Origin of the sequence: Halobacillus seohaensis, from assembly GCF_042663045.1 — a bacterium.
Taxonomy (GTDB): domain Bacteria; phylum Bacillota; class Bacilli; order Bacillales; family Halobacillaceae; genus Halobacillus_A; species Halobacillus_A seohaensis.
This window is the reverse complement of record NZ_JBHSZV010000025.1, coordinates 38,686-55,407: the sequence shown is the minus strand read 5'-3', so window position 1 is coordinate 55,407 and position 16,722 is coordinate 38,686. Positions and strand designations below refer to the sequence as shown.

General features: G+C 39.0%; 10 protein-coding genes. 7 read left to right on the top strand and 3 right to left on the bottom strand.

Going from position 1 to position 16,722, the window contains the following annotated elements; translation table 11 throughout:
* Window positions 1-13: 13 nt before the first annotated feature.
* Both ACFQIC_RS09790 and ACFQIC_RS09785 read right to left on the bottom strand, forming a co-directional pair.
* Complete coding sequence (locus tag ACFQIC_RS09790; RefSeq protein ID WP_204708077.1) at window positions 14-1,540, bottom strand: aldehyde dehydrogenase family protein; 1,527 nt, start codon at window positions 1,538-1,540, stop codon at window positions 14-16.
* Window positions 1,541-1,556: 16 nt separating this feature from the next.
* Window positions 1,557-2,426, bottom strand: coding sequence for a R2-like ligand-binding oxidase (locus tag ACFQIC_RS09785; protein ID WP_204708076.1), 870 nt, complete (start codon window positions 2,424-2,426; stop codon window positions 1,557-1,559).
* Window positions 2,427-2,548: 122 nt separating this feature from the next.
* On the opposite strand from ACFQIC_RS09785, the gene ACFQIC_RS09780 reads away from it, so the two are divergent.
* A complete protein-coding gene (locus ACFQIC_RS09780; protein WP_204708075.1) occupies window positions 2,549-3,235 on the top strand; it encodes a LuxR C-terminal-related transcriptional regulator in 687 nt (228 codons plus the stop codon).
* Window positions 3,236-5,077: 1,842 nt separating this feature from the next.
* Here the strand turns inward: ACFQIC_RS09780 and rpoN are convergent.
* Window positions 5,078-6,391 (bottom strand): RNA polymerase factor sigma-54, encoded by a 1,314-nt coding sequence (rpoN, locus tag ACFQIC_RS09775; RefSeq protein ID WP_204708074.1) that lies wholly within the window; start codon window positions 6,389-6,391, stop codon window positions 5,078-5,080.
* A 352-nt stretch (window positions 6,392-6,743) separates the two neighbouring features.
* Between rpoN and ACFQIC_RS09770 the strand changes: the two genes are divergently transcribed.
* The 6 genes from ACFQIC_RS09770 to ACFQIC_RS09745 all read left to right on the top strand — a co-directional run bounded on the left by ACFQIC_RS09770 (window position 6,744) and on the right by ACFQIC_RS09745 (window position 16,722).
* Window positions 6,744-7,964, top strand: coding sequence for an acyl-CoA dehydrogenase family protein (locus ACFQIC_RS09770; RefSeq protein WP_204708073.1), 1,221 nt, complete (start codon window positions 6,744-6,746; stop codon window positions 7,962-7,964).
* Window positions 7,965-8,164: 200 nt separating this feature from the next.
* Window positions 8,165-9,535 carry a hypothetical protein gene (locus ACFQIC_RS09765; RefSeq protein WP_390217067.1) on the top strand — a complete coding sequence of 457 codons (1,371 nt, stop codon included), beginning with the start codon at window positions 8,165-8,167 and terminating at the stop codon, window positions 9,533-9,535.
* Window positions 9,536-9,606: 71 nt separating this feature from the next.
* The gene (locus ACFQIC_RS09760) at window positions 9,607-11,301 is read left to right on the top strand and encodes a sigma-54 interaction domain-containing protein (protein WP_204708071.1); all 1,695 of its coding nucleotides are present in this window, start codon (window positions 9,607-9,609) and stop codon (window positions 11,299-11,301) included.
* Window position 11,302: 1 nt separating this feature from the next.
* A complete protein-coding gene (locus ACFQIC_RS09755; protein ID WP_204708070.1) occupies window positions 11,303-12,220 on the top strand; it encodes a ketopantoate reductase family protein in 918 nt (305 codons plus the stop codon).
* A gap of 1,258 nt (window positions 12,221-13,478) precedes the next feature.
* A complete protein-coding gene (locus tag ACFQIC_RS09750; RefSeq protein WP_204708069.1) occupies window positions 13,479-14,627 on the top strand; it encodes an acyl-CoA dehydrogenase family protein in 1,149 nt (382 codons plus the stop codon).
* A gap of 130 nt (window positions 14,628-14,757) precedes the next feature.
* Window positions 14,758-16,722, top strand: a complete 1,965-nt coding sequence (locus tag ACFQIC_RS09745; protein WP_204708068.1) for a TRAP transporter permease — start codon at window positions 14,758-14,760, stop codon at window positions 16,720-16,722.

Here is a 16,722-nt window from a genome sequence, read left to right as displayed (position 1 = left end):
GGTTAATCATTTTCTATTCGTTTCCAAAAAGGATGCTATACCACGGTCTTTGCTCAAGTTCAGGAACCAAAGAAGTATGAACATGTTTCGTTTCAGTATATTCATCGAGTGCATGACGGCCAAGTTCACGACCAAAACCACTTTGCTTATAGCCACCAAATGGAGCATCACTTCTAAACATGTGCCAGTCGTTAATCCATATGGTGCCGGCTTTTAACTCCTTTGCGATAGGCAGTGCTTTGTTAACGTCACCACACCAAACTCCCGCTGCTAACCCGTAGATGGTATCATTGGCAAGGTCAACGGCTTCTTGCACATCGGAATAACGAATGACAGATAGTACGGGACCAAAAATCTCTTCTTGAGCAATCTTCATAGTATTATTTACATCGGCAAATATCGTTGGTTCTACGTAAAATCCATCTTTTAGGTTTCCAGATACGGCGCGTTTACCGCCACAAATAAGTGAGGCTCCTTCTTGTTTCCCGGTTTCAATATAATCTAGTACTTTCTGTAATTGTCGCTCTGAAACTAGTGGTCCCATGCCGGTTGTATTTTCTAGAGGATGACCTAGTTTAATGGTAGATGCTGCATATTTTAGTTTTTCTATCACTTCATCATAAATAGAATCATGAACGAACACACGGGTACCGGACTCGCATATTTGTCCAGAATGAAGGAAAACTCCAAATAAAATTCCTGGAATCGTAGTGTCTAAATGGGCATCTGGTAAAACAATAGCAGGGGATTTACCTCCTAATTCGAGGGATACCTTTTTCACCGTGCCCGCAGCCTGTTGCATAATACTTCGTCCCACTTCAGTTGAACCAGTAAAGGCTACTTTGTCTACTTCCTGATGGGTAACGAGTGCTGCACCTGTACTAGAACCGGGCCCTGCGACAACGTTAAACACACCTCCAGGAAGACCAGCTTCAACCGCTAACTCTGCTAATTTCAATGTAGACAGTGGCGTATAGGAGGCGGGCTTAATGACAATTGAATTACCCATGGCTAGTGCAGGGGCAATTTTCCACATCGCGAGAATCATAGGAAAATTCCATGGTGTTATCGCTGCGCAAACGCCAATCGGCTCCCTCCATACTTGATTGTCACTTGGGCCGGGAAATGTCTTCGTAGGTAATGATTCTACATATTGATATTCACGAGTAAATTTAGCTGTTTCTTGAAGCAGTTCAACCAATTGCAGAATGTCTGAATTAGCAATTCGGTTGAGGGTGCCTCCAGAACTAATCGACTCAAGATATACAAGTTGCTCAGCGTTTTCCGCGATTTTGTTGGAAAATTGGATAAGAATTTTTGCTCTTTCCTCTGGTGACTTTTTCGACCATATCCCTGAGTTAAAAGCACGACGAGCTGATTGAACAGCGGTATCGATATCTTCCTTCGTACCTTTGGCGACATGGGCACATACTTGTCCGGTTGCAGGGTTTGTAATTTCAAACGTTTCACCATTTTTAGCGGCTACCCATTCCCCATTAATATAGATAGGGAACTGGAGGATATCTGTTTTTGTTGTCATTCAAAGACCTCCTTGATCATACTTTTTCCTTCGTCTTATAGATTTCCTCTATCGTTTTGCCACGGGCCCTAGCTACTTTTTCTAGTCGGATAGATAACTGGTTTTGAGAAAATTTCATCGTTTCCTCAAGTGGAACGTCGTAAGCTGATTGCTCTGAACCTTCTTGGTTTAATTGCAAAGACAATGGAGCTAATTCATTCAATTTTTTGGTAATGTGGTCATACAAGTGAGGGTGCTCGCAGACGAGACGCTGCAATAAAAAGGTGCCATAAGCAATATGCCGGGATTCATCTCGTTTTAAATATTCAATCCCTTTCATGAGTCCAGGCATTTTTCCAAATGAATCTAGCATTTTATAAAACGACCAATACCCTGTTTCAGCGAGAACTCCTTCGACAAACATATTATAGACAACAGCGGCTTCTGCCAGTGCCTCGGGGGTTTCGTCTGTACGGAGGCGATCCATTGCTTCAGGCAATATTTCGTAAAAGATTTTCTTATATGTGTCACTATGAAAGTGTGAAAGATCTCCGTGTTCGCCAAGAATATTCAAAACGATACGAAAAAATTCTGTATGCTTGGCCTCTTCAAATAGAAAAGTGGTTAAAAACATTTCTTCTTCAATACGTCCTTGTTTAGCGATTAACATGATCTCTGGTAAGAGGTCTAGAGTAACTGCTTCTTCGCCTGCTTGAAATTGAGAGATAAGCCGTAATATCGATTGCTGCTGAGGTGATGATAATGTTTTCCAGTCTTCTTTATCCTGTGTGAAATCAATATCTCTAGGATCCCAGACACCTAACTTTTTGGCCTTTTGGTACAACCGAAATGGAAATGAGTCTTCCTGCAGTCCACGTGCGCTTGTCGTCAAAATTTCTTCTCTCATTTTTCAGCCCCTTTTTGGATGAATTTACTGAATATTCCATGTTATAATGAAAGTGCTTACATTTATATGATAATACAACTTGAAGTTCAGTTATATCCCTGAAAAGGTAGGGAGGAAAACCGATGAATGATGATAGGATTGTAGATTACATAAGAGGGATCAATCCTGAGGAGGAACACGATCGCAAGGTGCAATTAGCTGTAAGAGGTTTAGTAGAGTTATTCCCGTTTTTACGTGTGTCGTTGTTTGCTTACTCCCCTTTAAGTTTTACAGGAGAAGGGATCATTAGAATGGACCGATCAGGAACCTATGGAATGAGTGAGATTCGGGAAGATGTAAGAAGTATTCCTCCCGTGTATTCAGCAGTTCATTCAAAAAAGGCAGAGGTAGTAAGCCATGCAGGTCGTGGTAATTTATTTCCTGATAAGTATGTGGACCGCTTTAATTTGTCTTTCTTAATCATCGTCCCTGTTATTCAGTCCTCGACAGTTGTCGGTACCATTTTTTTGGATAGGTATACGAAGGAAGGGGCGCTTTCAAAAGATTTAATCACATCACTAGAACTGTACGGAAAATGTCTAGGACAGCTTTTATACAACCCAAGCGAACAAAAGATAATTCTTAGTAAACGTGAAACAGAGGTATTGCAACAGTTGGCGTGGGGCTACTCTATTAAAGAAATTGCTGGATTGTTTGAGATTAGTCCATTTACCGTAAGAGATTATGCAGGTTCTGCTCTAAAAAAATTGAACGTAAACCATCGTGGCCAGGGGATTGCGGAAGCCATTCGACTTGGCTTTATTTATTAGGCAAGTTGCTTTTCTTATTCCGTTAAATCCCCCCGATTATGGAAGGCTCAGCTTCGAGATATTCCGGTAATTTCCGTTACAAAGGATGGAGTTTGAAGGTCCGGGAAATCAATCGCTTTCCGTGGGCATGTGGTGAGTTTCCTCAGGCTACGCCTTGCGGGATCTCACCGATCATGTTCATCCCATCTCTTACGCCTTATAAGGACGAAAGCTACATCTAGTTCATCAATCACATCGGCGTTATCCAGCTCCAGCGCCTAGCGGCTAGTGAGACTTCCCTCGCTTCTGTACGATAAGTCAACATCGAATCACGATGTTCTTCGTGTTTCCTTTATCTCCGACAGCTCAGTCCAGTCCATACGCCGCTGACCAAGGCGCCTCCGCTTATAAAGGTGGAGTCTCGCAATTTCCCGGACCTTCTTGCTTTCGTGAGGAGAACGGAAGCATCAGGTGTGGTGCTTCAAGTGAAAAGCATTCCTTACGAGTGAGAATTGTGCTGGAAGGTGCTTTCTTGCATATCGCTTAAAGCCTCGGATTATTCAATAAAAGAATCGCGGTTCCGTTGCTTTTTATCGGAGCATGGGGGATGGGAAACCACTCGCTTTCCGCGGGGAAGACGGCAAGCCTCCTAAAGCTCTGCGGGGTCTCGCCAGTCTATCCTTTCCCGCAGGAGTCTCGCAGTTTCCCATCCCCCATGACTATGAAGAGTGGAACGGAACCCTTTTTTATGAAAATCAGGGGGAGTGCTGTGAGAATATTGCCGTTGAAATGATCTGCTTGTGCCATGAAATTGATCCTGTACTATTAATCTGTAATATAGATTCAGAAACGGTCTTCACAAGGAGAGGTGGTGATGGTAGGCAGACACATCAGGTAAGCTCCTAGCTACCGTTTATGACCTGAAATTATTTCCACAGAGTTTTTTTAAAGGTCCCTTAATAGGTACATCTCCTATAAACAGGCTCTCACACCCGATTTTTAACATGGCTCAATAGATCTGTGATGGCCATATTCCTTGGTCTACATCAGGCTTCAATTGGCGTTATATCAGGTATCTCATGCTTTATCAGGGACGGTAGAACAGCACGATTTCGATAGCAACATAGCCCACACAATCATCTCGGAATTGAGTCTTCAACACTTCTAACCTTATGTGGAAAGACAGCTTCGAGACATTCCGGTGGTTTCCGTTACAAAGGATAGCGTTTGAAGGTCCGGGAAATCACTCGCTTTCCGTGGGCATGTGGTGAGCTTCCTCAGGCTACGCCTTGCGGGATCTCACCGATCATGTTCATCCCACAGGAGTCTCGCAATTTCCCGGACCTTCTTGCTTTAAGTGAGGAGAAGGGAAACATCAGATAAGCTACTTCACGTGAGCAGAACGCCTCATGCTGAGAATTGCGTGGGGTGACGCTTTATTCTATAGCAACAGTGCAGCTATGGCCCCAAATTGTTTAATAACAAGGAGGTCCGTTTGCCGTATGGAGTTTGGGAGGGCAGGGAAAACAGAGGATAAACATGCTGTTATATCAATGGCTACGTGGCTACACCTAAGATTCGTTGATGTTCTGTCCCTTTTCTTCATGGCAAGGTTGTCGGGGAAATGATGAGACTCCTGTGGGATTAGAGGACATGGTGAGACCCCGTAGGACGAAGTCCAAGGAGGCTCACCGTACTCCCACGGAAAGCGAGTTATTTCCCCGACAACCTTCTCCTCATACCGATGACGGAACAGCCGCCACAATCTCAAAATCAAATCTTCCATTGTACTGCCCTATAACGGCATAAGCTTGATAATATACGAAAAGTCCTGATCAATTAAGACTTGATCAGGACTTTTTGCTATAATCGCTTACGTTTCGAAGAGGATAAAATATTTAAGGACTCTCTATACTTTGAAATGGTTCTTCGTGATACGTTAATCCCTTCATGATCACTAAAATAATTAGAAATCTTTTGATCAGAAAGGGGAGCCTTTTTATCCTCACTAAACACCAATTGCTTTAATAATGTTTTTACTTTAGCAGACGATACATTAGTTTGGTCACTTCCTAGTTTAGAGGAAAAAAACATTCGAAGTTCAAGTGTCCCCCTTGGGGTTTGGATGATTTTATTTTTCGTCGCCCGACTAACTGTTGATTCGTGAACATCTATTTCCGAAGCTACTTCTTTAAGAGTTAGGGGATGAAGAAATGCTATTCCTTTATCAAAAAAGTCTATTTGTTTATCGATAATGACCTCGGTAATTTTGAGTATTGTGGAGCGGCGTTGTTCTATACTTTTTACTAACCACAAATATTTTTCGTAGTTTTTTTTAAGATAGTTAGACGTTTCATTATTTTGTTTTAAATAGGGGCTATACTGCTTGTTCATACGGATGGTTGGGGTGAAACGATCGTTAAGAGAAATAGTATATGTGCCTTTGCTTTTATCTATAAAAATATCTGGCATTAAATATTTGATAATAGCATGAGAGAAATTTCTGCATGGTTTAGGATCAAGGCTTTGAATGATGTTTACAAGGGAATTCACCTCATCTAGAGATATGTTTAGCGATGTAGATATTTTCTTCCATTGATGATCTGCGATAAGCTCAAGAGAGTCGGAAACCAGTTGCTCAGCTAATTTATTGTGTGGATAATAAGTTCGCAATTGTAATAATAGGCATTCCTTTAAACTTCTTGCCCCTATACCTGCAGGTTCGAGTTGTTGTAGAAGGTTTATTCCCGAAAGGACTCTTTCTTCAGTAACATTTAATAATCGGATAGTCTCTTCTGTACTTATCGATAAATAGCCCTTTTCATCTAAGTTAAGAATTAGATAACGTAAAATAGCTCGTTCAGTTTCATCAATATTAAGAAATTGAGATTGTTCTAATAAATGTTCTGACAATCCTTTTTCTTCGTTTTTTACATAATCGAGTTGGTCTGTTTCGGAGTGGTTACTCGTTGGTTTTGATCGATGGTTAGAAGAGACATAATCTTGCTGAATAGTTATATTGTGTTTATTTTCTTCAAGTTCAATAAGTGGATTTTCTAGTGCATGTTCTTGAATAAATTGTTCCATTTCAACCATATTAAACTGAAGCATGGTTATCGCCTGGCTTAATTCGGGTGTCATTACCATTTTCTGTTTTTGTAAAAGTTCTAACTTCATTCTTCCACCCCTTTGAAGAAGCTTACGGTAATAAATCTTTTTGGTAAGTAACTTAGTGATATAATATAAAGCGCTTCCATTACCTATTATATATGTTTTTTCGAATGAATGCATTTTGTGTTTTTTGTAGACAGAAAATTAAAAAAACTATATACTAATACTATAACATTCACTTCTAGAAAGAAAAACTCTTTCATGATCAGTGAATTTCCAAGTTAATTAAAATTGTAAACATCAAAACTGTGAATCTATGAGGCCTCATTCGCATGGGGAAATAACATGGATCAAAGCCAGTTGTATCAAGGTTTCTTTGATATGGCTGGTTTTTTTATTTTGCTAAGGAGGAATAATGATGAATTTTGAATTAACGCAAGAACAAGAAATGGTAAGAAAAGTGGTGCGTCAATTCGTTGACAAAGAAATTAATCCTTATATTCAGGAATGGGATGCAGAAGGACATTTTGAGTCGTCGATCATGAAGCGACTAGCTCAACTTGACTTGATGGGAGTATGCATCCCAGAGAAATACGGTGGCAGTGGCATGGACTATAATACGTTGGCTATTGTTTGTGAGGAATTAGAACGAGGCGATACAGCGTTTAGAACAGCTGTTTCTGTGCATACAGGTTTAAACAGTATGACGTTATTACAGTGGGGAAATGAGGCACAAAAACAAAAATACTTGGTTCCACAAGCGAAAGGTGAAAAGGTAGGAGCGTTTGGTCTAACAGAACCAAATGCTGGTTCTGATGTAGCATCTTTGCAAACTACAGCTATTAAAGATGGCGATTCTTATATCTTAAATGGACAAAAAACGTGGATCTCCCTTTGTGATCATGCCGATCATTTCCTTGTATTTGCATATACGGATAAAAGTAAGAGCCATAAGGGGATTTCAGCATTTATCGTGGAACGTACGCTGCCTGGCTTCTCATCACAAGCCATCAAAGGCAAACTTGGGATAAGAGCAGGAAATACGGGTGAATTATTTTTTGATAATGTAAAGGTACCGAAAGAAAACCTATTAGGGGAAGAAGGAGAAGGTTTTAAAATTGCCATGGCAGCTTTAGATAATGGTAGATTTACTGTAGCTGCTGGAGCTTGCGGGCAAATCCTTGCTTGCATCGAACAAAGTGTTCAATACTGTCATCAAAGAAAGACTTTCGGAAAAGAAATTGGCAAACATCAGTTAGTCCAACAAATGCTTGCTAAAATGGAAGCAGGCTATCAAATGTCTCGACTGCTTGTCTTTCGTGCCGGAGAATTAAAGAATAAAGGAAAACGAAATACAAGAGAAACATCTTTAGCTAAATGGCAGGCCTGTGACTATGCCAATGAAGCAGCTAACGATGCTGTCCAGATCCATGGAGCTTATGGTTATTCTAATGATTATCCAGTTGAAAGATTTTTACGTAACTCCAAAGCCCCTGTTATATATGAAGGAACTCGGGAAATTCATACGGTTATGCAAGCTGAGTATTTGCTAGGTTACCGTTCAGATAGACAACTGTCGAATTCCTTGCCTGCTTGGCCTTTTGAAGAAGCAAACAAAGAAACTTCCGAGAAGAGATAAAACCTTGGAAGTTCTTGAAATCGTTTTAAAAGCAGGGAATTGTAGAACAAAGGAGAATAAAAGAAAGAAGATCTTTTGTAGTAAATACAAAAATTTTGAAGTCAAAAAGAAAAAATAGAGCTTTGGCCAATTATTGGCTAAAGCCTTTGTTTTTTCTTGTCAAAAGGATGAATGGGTGAGAACGCTTGAAGATAACCTCTTTGTTTATTATTCAGAAATGTAAAGCAATGATTATTTTAGCGATGTGTTTTATTTATATGCTTTACTTCTTTTATCCGGCAGAATCACTTTTTTACCTGTTGTCTATGTTTGGGTTTGTCGTCTTTTTTATAAGCGTTACTTCAGTTCGAGGGATTCCAAAGTACATCACATTAACTTTACTCTCATTAGGCTGTATAATAAATATTACATCTAAAGAACAACCTCTTATTGCCAGCCTTGAAGGAATTCAGCAGAATTTACCACTTCTCACACTAATTATCCTAGTTCCTTTATTGTCTATTCCTTTAAAGACAGGTGGTTACTTTGCATCACTTAATTATTTTATGAAAAAGTGGGAAAATAATCCTAGGCTCGCTTTCTTTGGCCTGTCGAGTTTTATTGCGTTAATAAGTCCTATATTGAATATGGGAACTGTAAAAATGGTTCATGAAATGGTGCAAAAACTTAACATTAGCCCTAAAATTCTTGGTAAGTCTTATTTAATAGGCTTTACATCAGCTATGCTCTGGTCACCTTACTTTGCCTCAGTAGCCTTAGTATTACATCAAGTAGGTGGAGAGATTAGCCGTTACATAGGAATAGGCTTATCCGTAGCTGTTATTCAATTGGGAATTGGTAATTTATTATTTAATTCTTCGGTTAAAGAGAAATTATCTAAGAAGGAGAAACCGAGACCAACTCAGGTGGAAGTAGAAGAAAATACAAGCTTTCATCTTAGAAAGATTGGCAAGTTAGTCGGCATGCTTGTAACGTTAATTATATCTTTATTAGTACTGGAATATATTACGAGCATCTCGATGCTGATGCTCGTTAGTATTATAGCTATAACTATGCCTATTCTATGGGGAATCTTAACTTTTAAGTGGAGAAAATTATTACTTGAATGGAAAAATTATTCCCGTAGTGTTTCACTTATGGATAATGAGATTACATTATTTTTAAGCGCCGGGTTATTTGGAAGGGCTCTCACAAATACGACATTTGCCAGTTATATTCAAACTTTTTTGCTAGGTTTTGCTGAACATTCCCTCTTATTATTTGTTCTTATTATTTTCGGACTTGTTCTCGTTTGTGCTTTCATTGGCATACATCAGATTGTAGTCATTCCTATTCTTGCTGCTCAAGTTTCAGCGTCTAACCTAGGTATATCACCAGAATTCTTGGCACTTATTTTTATTATGTCCTGGTCGATGACGGCCGTGTTGTGTCCGCTAAATGCCATTAACATTATAGTAAGTAAATGTTTAAGTCGTAATGGATTGACCATAGGTTTTAGATGGAATGGAACTTATATTATGAGTGTAGTTAGTCTTGTTATTGTCGTCATCACAGTGTACGGTTTCAGGTAGATTTTAAATGACAATGTTGATTTTCCCAATTTAAAGGCCTAACATGCCTAAAATTCGAAGGTGGTGAAACAATGGTTCTTACGGACGTAGTCGAACGGATTCCTCTTCCCGCTTTAGTTATAAATCAAGATGGGAAAGTGCTGTCTTATAATCATTTATTGAAAACACATATGGGAGAGAAAATAACGAAAGGGGAAAAGATCTATAACGCTTTTTCCGAATGGGAAACAAATCATTCTTCAAAAATGATTATGGCAGAAGCTTGTGGAAGACGATTTGTTTTTATCGAGGGTCCTTTACATGATACAAATGATCTTTTATTAGTTGGCACAGAAACGCAGGAGTTATCTGAACTAAAAAATGAGAACAAAGAGTTGAAAAAGTTGACTCGTGAGTTGGATGCAATTATTGAAAATTCATATGACGGAATCTATATCACTGATTATAAAGGAGTCACTTGGAAAACAAACTCCGCTATTGAGAAGCTTACCGGTATCCCAAAGGAATATTATATAGGTAAAAATGTAAGCGCTCTAATTAAAAGGGGGATCCTCAAGAACTCAGTGACTCATAGAGTAGTGAAGCAGCGCAGAACAGTTTCGCTTGTACAAGAAAATTTCGCAGGTAAAGAAACCTTAATCACGGGCGCTCCTGTGTTTAATGAGGAGGGAGATGTTGAAAAGGTTGTTACAAATATAAGGGACCTATCAGACTTAAATGAACTGCAATCTGAGTTAGGAAAGTTGAATGAGTTAAATAACAAGTACAAAAAAGAACTTGATCTGCTGAAAAATAAAACGAAACAATTAAATGGTGTAGTTATTAATAGCGAGAAAATGAAATTGATTTATGACACGGTAGATAGAATAGCTGATATCGATGCTAGCGTCTTAATATTAGGGGAAACTGGAGTCGGAAAAGACGTGATCGCTAAACACATATTCACAAGCAGCAATATTCGTTCCAAAAAAGGTGAATTTATTAAAATAAACTGTGGAGCCATCCCTCCTGACTTATTAGAATCTGAATTGTTTGGTTATGAGGGTGGTGCTTTTACTGGTGCAAGTCGTCAAGGAAAGCCAGGAATGTTTGAAATGGCTGATAGAGGTGTTCTGTTTTTAGACGAAATTGGAGAGCTTCCATTATTGTTACAAGTCAAACTGCTACGGGTCTTGCAAGAAAATGAAATCCAGAGAATTGGGGGGACGAAGCCAAAGAAGATCGATGTAAGAATTATTGCGGCTACTAACCGAAACTTAAAGAAGATGGTAGCAAATGGAGACTTTCGAGAGGATCTATACTATAGACTGAATGTGCTTCCAGTAGTCATCCCATCTTTGAGAGACCGCCGTGATGAAATTTTACCTTTAGTCCAAACTTTTCTGGAACAATCCAACCGTAAGTACGATATGACCAAGACGATCAACACGGAGTTAAAAGACTTCTTTTTCAATTATGACTGGCCAGGAAATATTAGGGAACTTTCCAATTTAATAGAAAGGTTAGTGGTAACTACACCGGAAGATAACATACAGGTAGATAATCTTCCGTATGAATATCGAGAGACTAAAGAAACGAATATAAGCTCTTCCTCTATTGTTTCATTAAAGGAAGCCACAGAAATGGCAGAAGTAAAAGTACTAGGTTTGGCGGTGGAAAAGTATAAAAACACCTATGAAATTGCAAAAGCATTGGATACGAGTCAACCAACGATTGTTAGAAAACTGAAAAAATACAACCTAAATCTTAATAAGGGGGAAGGTTAGAATGAACGTAGGAATTGCAGGCGCAGGTGCAGTTGGTTGTTTTTTTGGCGGACTGTTACAAAATGCAGGACATCATGTGACTTTTTTGGCCAGGGGTAACCATTTTGATGTCATGAAAAAGGATGGACTGTTCATTAATAGAGAAAAGGATAACCTACATATTACTAATCGTTTCACTGATCAACCAAGTGATTTAGCTCAATCAGACATAGTATTATTTTGTGTTAAATCAAACGACACAACAAGCATGGCCAACCAACTACGTCCTATATTGAAGAAGAACGCGCTTATTATAACAATGCAGAATGGCGTCGATAATGAAGAATTGTTAAAAGATTTTTTTGATATCGATCGGATCCTATCTGTCGTTACTTATGTACAAGCTTTTGTGGATGCACCAGGAAAGGTCCGCCAACAAGGGAGAGTGAAACTTGTTTTAGGAGAGTTAGACCCATCAACAACGGAAGAATGCTTAGCTATTATAGAACAATTTCAAAAGGCCGGAATAGAAACAATACATTCATCCAACATTCTCGAGAAAAAATGGAACAAACTTCTATGGAATGTCACGTTTAATCCACTTTCAGCAGCTTCAGGTGCTCGAGTTGGGGAAATCTTAGATGATGAACCTTTAAGAAAAACAGCATCATCTGCATGTTCTGAAGTAGTACAAGTTGCCATTAAAAAGGGAATTAATGTTGTCCCCGAAACAACAATATCAACCATTTTCAGTCATGCAGAACTTGCCAGAGATCATCAAACATCGATGCTGCAAGATCGTCTTAAAGGAAAAAGTATGGAAGTTGAATCAATGTGTGGTTCGATCGTCAGGCAAGCGAGTGACCTTGGAATTTCCACACCTACACTTCAATCCATTTATAGTATCCTTAATTTTATTAATCATCAAGCATCGAAGTGATGATATACGCGATTAGTAAGATGATTGTATATAGCTTTCTGTTATTAACAAGCGACGTATGAGAAGTTAGATCACCAAATGAGGTTAAAGTTAACTGGAATAAATGGTTCCGTTGTTAGAAACAGAGAAAGGGTTTAGAGAAAGCCAACCATTCCATTACAGGTCATACAGCTGTCTACTTCCACATAAGGAAACGATAGTTGAATAGGAGAAGAGAACTAACTACATGATTCATAATTGTATCGGTTAATTTAAAAATGAATCAAAAAATGCCTGATTATCGTTTATTTTGATTCGTTTTTGAATTATTTTAAAATTGCAAAAATAATTCTTGCTTAATCTCTAAATTTTAAATAAGAATTATTATCTCCTCCTTTTAAGTAAAGGGTGAAGTCTGCATATAACGGGTTCAGTTTTCGAGTACAAAACATGAAATAACAAGGAATATCGGTATTTAACATATAAATTAGCATACAAAATCAGAGATTGTGCTTGAATTCGAGATGTTTGTGTGAATGTAGGGGCTGCGGGAAACGGCTCGCTTTCCATGGGGCGGGCGCTGAGCCTCCTCGGACTTCGTCCTGTGGGGTCTCAGCTGTCCCGCACATCCCATCGGAGTCTCACCGTTTCCCTCCGCCCCTTTACCATATAAGTGTCTCGATACCACTTCAAGAAAAGGCAGCCATTCTTAAGTTTGCATGCAAATCTTGATAGCGGGCGGTCCTATTAAAATCCTTGATATAGAGAGGTTCATTGCAATAGAACACGGATAGTGGAAGATAGTCCTTCTAGGAAAGGGGTTCGATTCTCACACATCCTTTGCTTTTAATGAACGGCCCTACTGCCATGAGTCGTCTTCATATGGAACAAGTGTGCAGTTGCAAACTCTCATCTATGAATAGCCTACAATTTGAAGAATCAGTTACTGAGGTTTCCGTCTGCCTCACAATGGCAAGGAGGTCCGGGAAAGCGAGTGATTTCCCGGACCTCCAAACGCTTTCAACCATAACGGAAACAACATCTCTCGAAGCTAAAGGATGCTTTAGTTGAAGAAGAAAATATAAAGAAAAACGCTTGGATATTAAAATGTCCAAGCGTTTTTCTTTACCACCCTCTAAATATGTTTTTATACTCCAAAACCGAACTATTTAGTTTGTATAATACAGGCTTTTTTTATGTTTATCTGTTGTGAAAAATAATGTTGGCACGAATATTGCAATAGTTAGAGTGAAGAGATAAAAAGGAAGGATGATTTCAAATGACAGTTACAGTCACAGATGAGTTACAACAAATGAAAACTATGATTAAAAACTTTGTAGAAAATGAGGTGGAACCATATGCCCAACAGATCGAGGATGAAGATGAAATCCCACAACATTTGGTAGAAAAAGCAAAAGAACTTGGTTTGTTCGGTATGAGCATTCCCGAAGAATATGGAGGCATTGGTTTAAACACTGTCGGAAAAGCTGTGATACTAGAACAGCTCGGAAGGACACATAATGGTTTTGTTTCTCTAATTAGTGCCCATACAGGGATTGGAAGTACTGGATTAGTTAAGCTTGCTTCGGAAGATTTGAAACAAAAGTATCTTCCAGATATGGCTGCTGGTAATAAAATTGCTGCATTTGCCTTATCAGAACCAGGAGCGGGATCAGATGCTACTAATTTATCTACCCAAGCTGAGAAGAAAGATGATCAATGGATTGTTAATGGAAGCAAACATTTTATTACAAATGCCCCTGTAGCTGATGTTTTCACCGTATTTGCTTTAACTGATAAGGAAAAAGGGGCCAAAGGTGGAATTACAGCTTTCCTAATTGAGAAGGATTTTCCGGGGCTCACTGTAGGTAAAAAAGATAAAAAGATGGGGCTGAGAGGTTCATATACTGCTCAAGTAATATTTGATAATTGTATAGTGCCGGAAGAGAATGTCATTGGTGAGGTCGGTATGGGTTATATGAATGCTTTGAAGATACTTGGAGAGGGACGTATCGGTTTAGCAGCAAGAGCAGTAGGATCTTGTGATAAATTAATAGAACTCTCAGCAAGCTATGCAAAAGAACGTGTGCAATTTGGTCAACCGATTGCAAGTAATCAAGGGATCCAATGGATGTTAGCTGATATGGCTACCGAAACAGAAGCAGCACGAACGTTAACGATGATGGCTGCAGAAAAAGTAGACGAGGGAAAGAAAGTGATCAAAGAAGCATCAATGGCTAAATTGTTCGCTTCAGAGGTATTTAATAAAGTGGCAGATAAAGCGGTTCAAATCCATGGCGGGATTGGTTACATTGGAGAATATCCTGTTGAACGCTTTTATCGTGATGCAAGAATAACAAAAATCTATGAAGGTACAAATGAAATTCAACGAGTGGTCATTGCTAGAAAAATCTTAGAAGAGAATTAGCGGTCACTGTATAAATAGTCATTGACAAAATTGAAAGCGCTAACAATGGGTGTGATGTTGTTCAGTTTAAATTAGATGCATGTGGTATTGAACTGAGGATAAGTAGTAGAAAACTAGGAGGTGAAAGAGAATGGGAGTTGAAAAGACAAGCACTCAAAAGCTGGACACTACAATAAAGGAAAAACCAGCACTTGTAGAAGAACTTTGGACAAGTCGGAAAGAAAAGTGGAACGGTTCTAGAATTCTTATTTTGATAATTAGTTTCTTGGCCATTGGATTATCCATTTTTCACGTCTATACAGCAGGTTATGGGACACTACCTTCTTGGCAACAGAGAAGTGTGCACGTTTTATGGGCAATGTTGTTAATCTTTTTGTTATTTCCGTTCAAAAAGGGAAAAAAGTTCGGAGTCATGGACATTCTAATCGTTCTTCTGACCATCGTTACAGCTTTTTATATGATAACGGGTGCGGAAGCTATTCAAAGTCGCCAAGGTAATATAAATAACAGTGATCTTATCTTTGGAACTGCTTTTATCGCACTTGTACTTGAGGCTACTAGGAGAACAAATGGGATACTGATGTCTGCGATTGGAGTATTTTTTCTAGCTTATATCTTTCTAGGGCAGTATTTCCCTGGGGCATTAGCACATCCAGGCGTAAGATATGAAAAAGTGGTTGATCACATGTTTAACGGTACGCTTGGTATATTCAGTGCCCCAATCTATGTAAGTTCAACTGTGTTAATACTATTTGTTATTTTTGGGTCATTTTTAATGAAGTCGGGGGGAGGACAATTTTTTACGAACTTTGCTTTTGGTCTTTTTGGAAATAAAACTGGTGGGCCTGCTTTATCTGCAGTTGGATCAAGTGCACTAGTAGCGACTATTACTGGGAACGGTGCTGCCAATGCTGCAATTACAGGGTCTTTCACAATTCCACTGATGAAGAAGTTAGGATATAGCAAGAGATTTTCTGCTGCTGTCGAGGCAGTTGCCTCCCAAGGTGGACAAATAATGCCACCAATTATGGGGGCGTCTGTATTTATAATGGCTGAGAGTGTGGGTATTCCTTATATTACTCTCGCACTGTACGCACTCATACCAGCCATCGTATATTTCTTTATAGCGGGGATGGTTGTTTATTTTCATGCCAAACGTTTAGAAATGGAAGGTATCCCCAAGGAACAGCTGCCAGACCTTAAACAAATTATATTAAAGCAAAGTTATTTATTTTTACCGATCCTGATTATTATTGGATTAATGATTTACGGTTATAGTCCAATGAAATCTGGCTTTTATGCCATTTTGGCAACGGTTATATTAAGCTGGATCCGTAAAGCAACAAGAATGAATCTTCTAGATATTTTAGCTGCACTTGAAAATGGAGCGAGAAATGCTCTTATTGTGATAGCTGCTTGTGCAACGGCAGGGATTATTGTTGGAGCTGTTTCGTTAACAGGTTTAGGGATTACATTTTCCAGGTTTGTGATTGATGTGGCAGGAGGAAATATGCTGCTATTGTTAATCCTTGTGGCTGCAGCCTCTATCATTATGGGAATGGGGATGCCAACTGTCTCTGCCTATGTGATCCTTTCTGTACTAGGAGCTCCTGCTTTGGTTGATCTTGGAGTAAACATCGTTGCAGCTCATATGTTTGTATTTTACTTTGGGGTACTTTCCGGTTTAACTCCTCCGGTAGCTATTACAGCTTATACGACTGCAGGAATCGCAGGGTCAAATCCAACCAAGACCGCGCTTTACGCAATAAAAATCGGATTAGGTGGATTCTTTATTCCATTTCTATTTGTCTATAATCCTGAGTTACTTCTACAAGGAGGAGACACGACTCGTATTTCTATAGCGGTAGTCAGTGCCTTTTTAAGCTGTCTGTTCTTTGCAGGGGCGTTAGAAAATTACTTTCTAGGAACATTAGGTATTGTTAAAAGACTTTTAATGTTTGCTAGTGCAATTTTCCTTGTAATGCCAGGAGTTATAGGTGATTTAATTGGTCTCTCTATTGTGATTATTTTAATTATATGGCAAAAGAAATATACAGCATTTGTACCTGAAAAAACTCAAAAAATGAGCGGTTGA

Bases quoted from the DNA above. Each gene is read 5' to 3' on its own strand.
- ACFQIC_RS09790 (WP_204708077.1), bottom strand. From the start codon at position 1,540: ATGACAACAAAAACAGATATCCTCCAGTTCCCTATCTATATTAATGGG.
- ACFQIC_RS09785 (WP_204708076.1), bottom strand. From the start codon at position 2,426: ATGAGAGAAGAAATTTTGACGACAAGCGCACGTGGACTGCAGGAAGAC.
- ACFQIC_RS09780 (WP_204708075.1), top strand. From the start codon at position 2,549: ATGAATGATGATAGGATTGTAGATTACATAAGAGGGATCAATCCTGAG.
- rpoN (WP_204708074.1), bottom strand. From the start codon at position 6,391: ATGAAGTTAGAACTTTTACAAAAACAGAAAATGGTAATGACACCCGAA.
- ACFQIC_RS09770 (WP_204708073.1), top strand. From the start codon at position 6,744: ATGAATTTTGAATTAACGCAAGAACAAGAAATGGTAAGAAAAGTGGTG.
- ACFQIC_RS09760 (WP_204708071.1), top strand. From the start codon at position 9,607: ATGGTTCTTACGGACGTAGTCGAACGGATTCCTCTTCCCGCTTTAGTT.
- ACFQIC_RS09755 (WP_204708070.1), top strand. From the start codon at position 11,303: ATGAACGTAGGAATTGCAGGCGCAGGTGCAGTTGGTTGTTTTTTTGGC.
- ACFQIC_RS09750 (WP_204708069.1), top strand. From the start codon at position 13,479: ATGACAGTTACAGTCACAGATGAGTTACAACAAATGAAAACTATGATT.
- ACFQIC_RS09745 (WP_204708068.1), top strand. From the start codon at position 14,758: ATGGGAGTTGAAAAGACAAGCACTCAAAAGCTGGACACTACAATAAAG.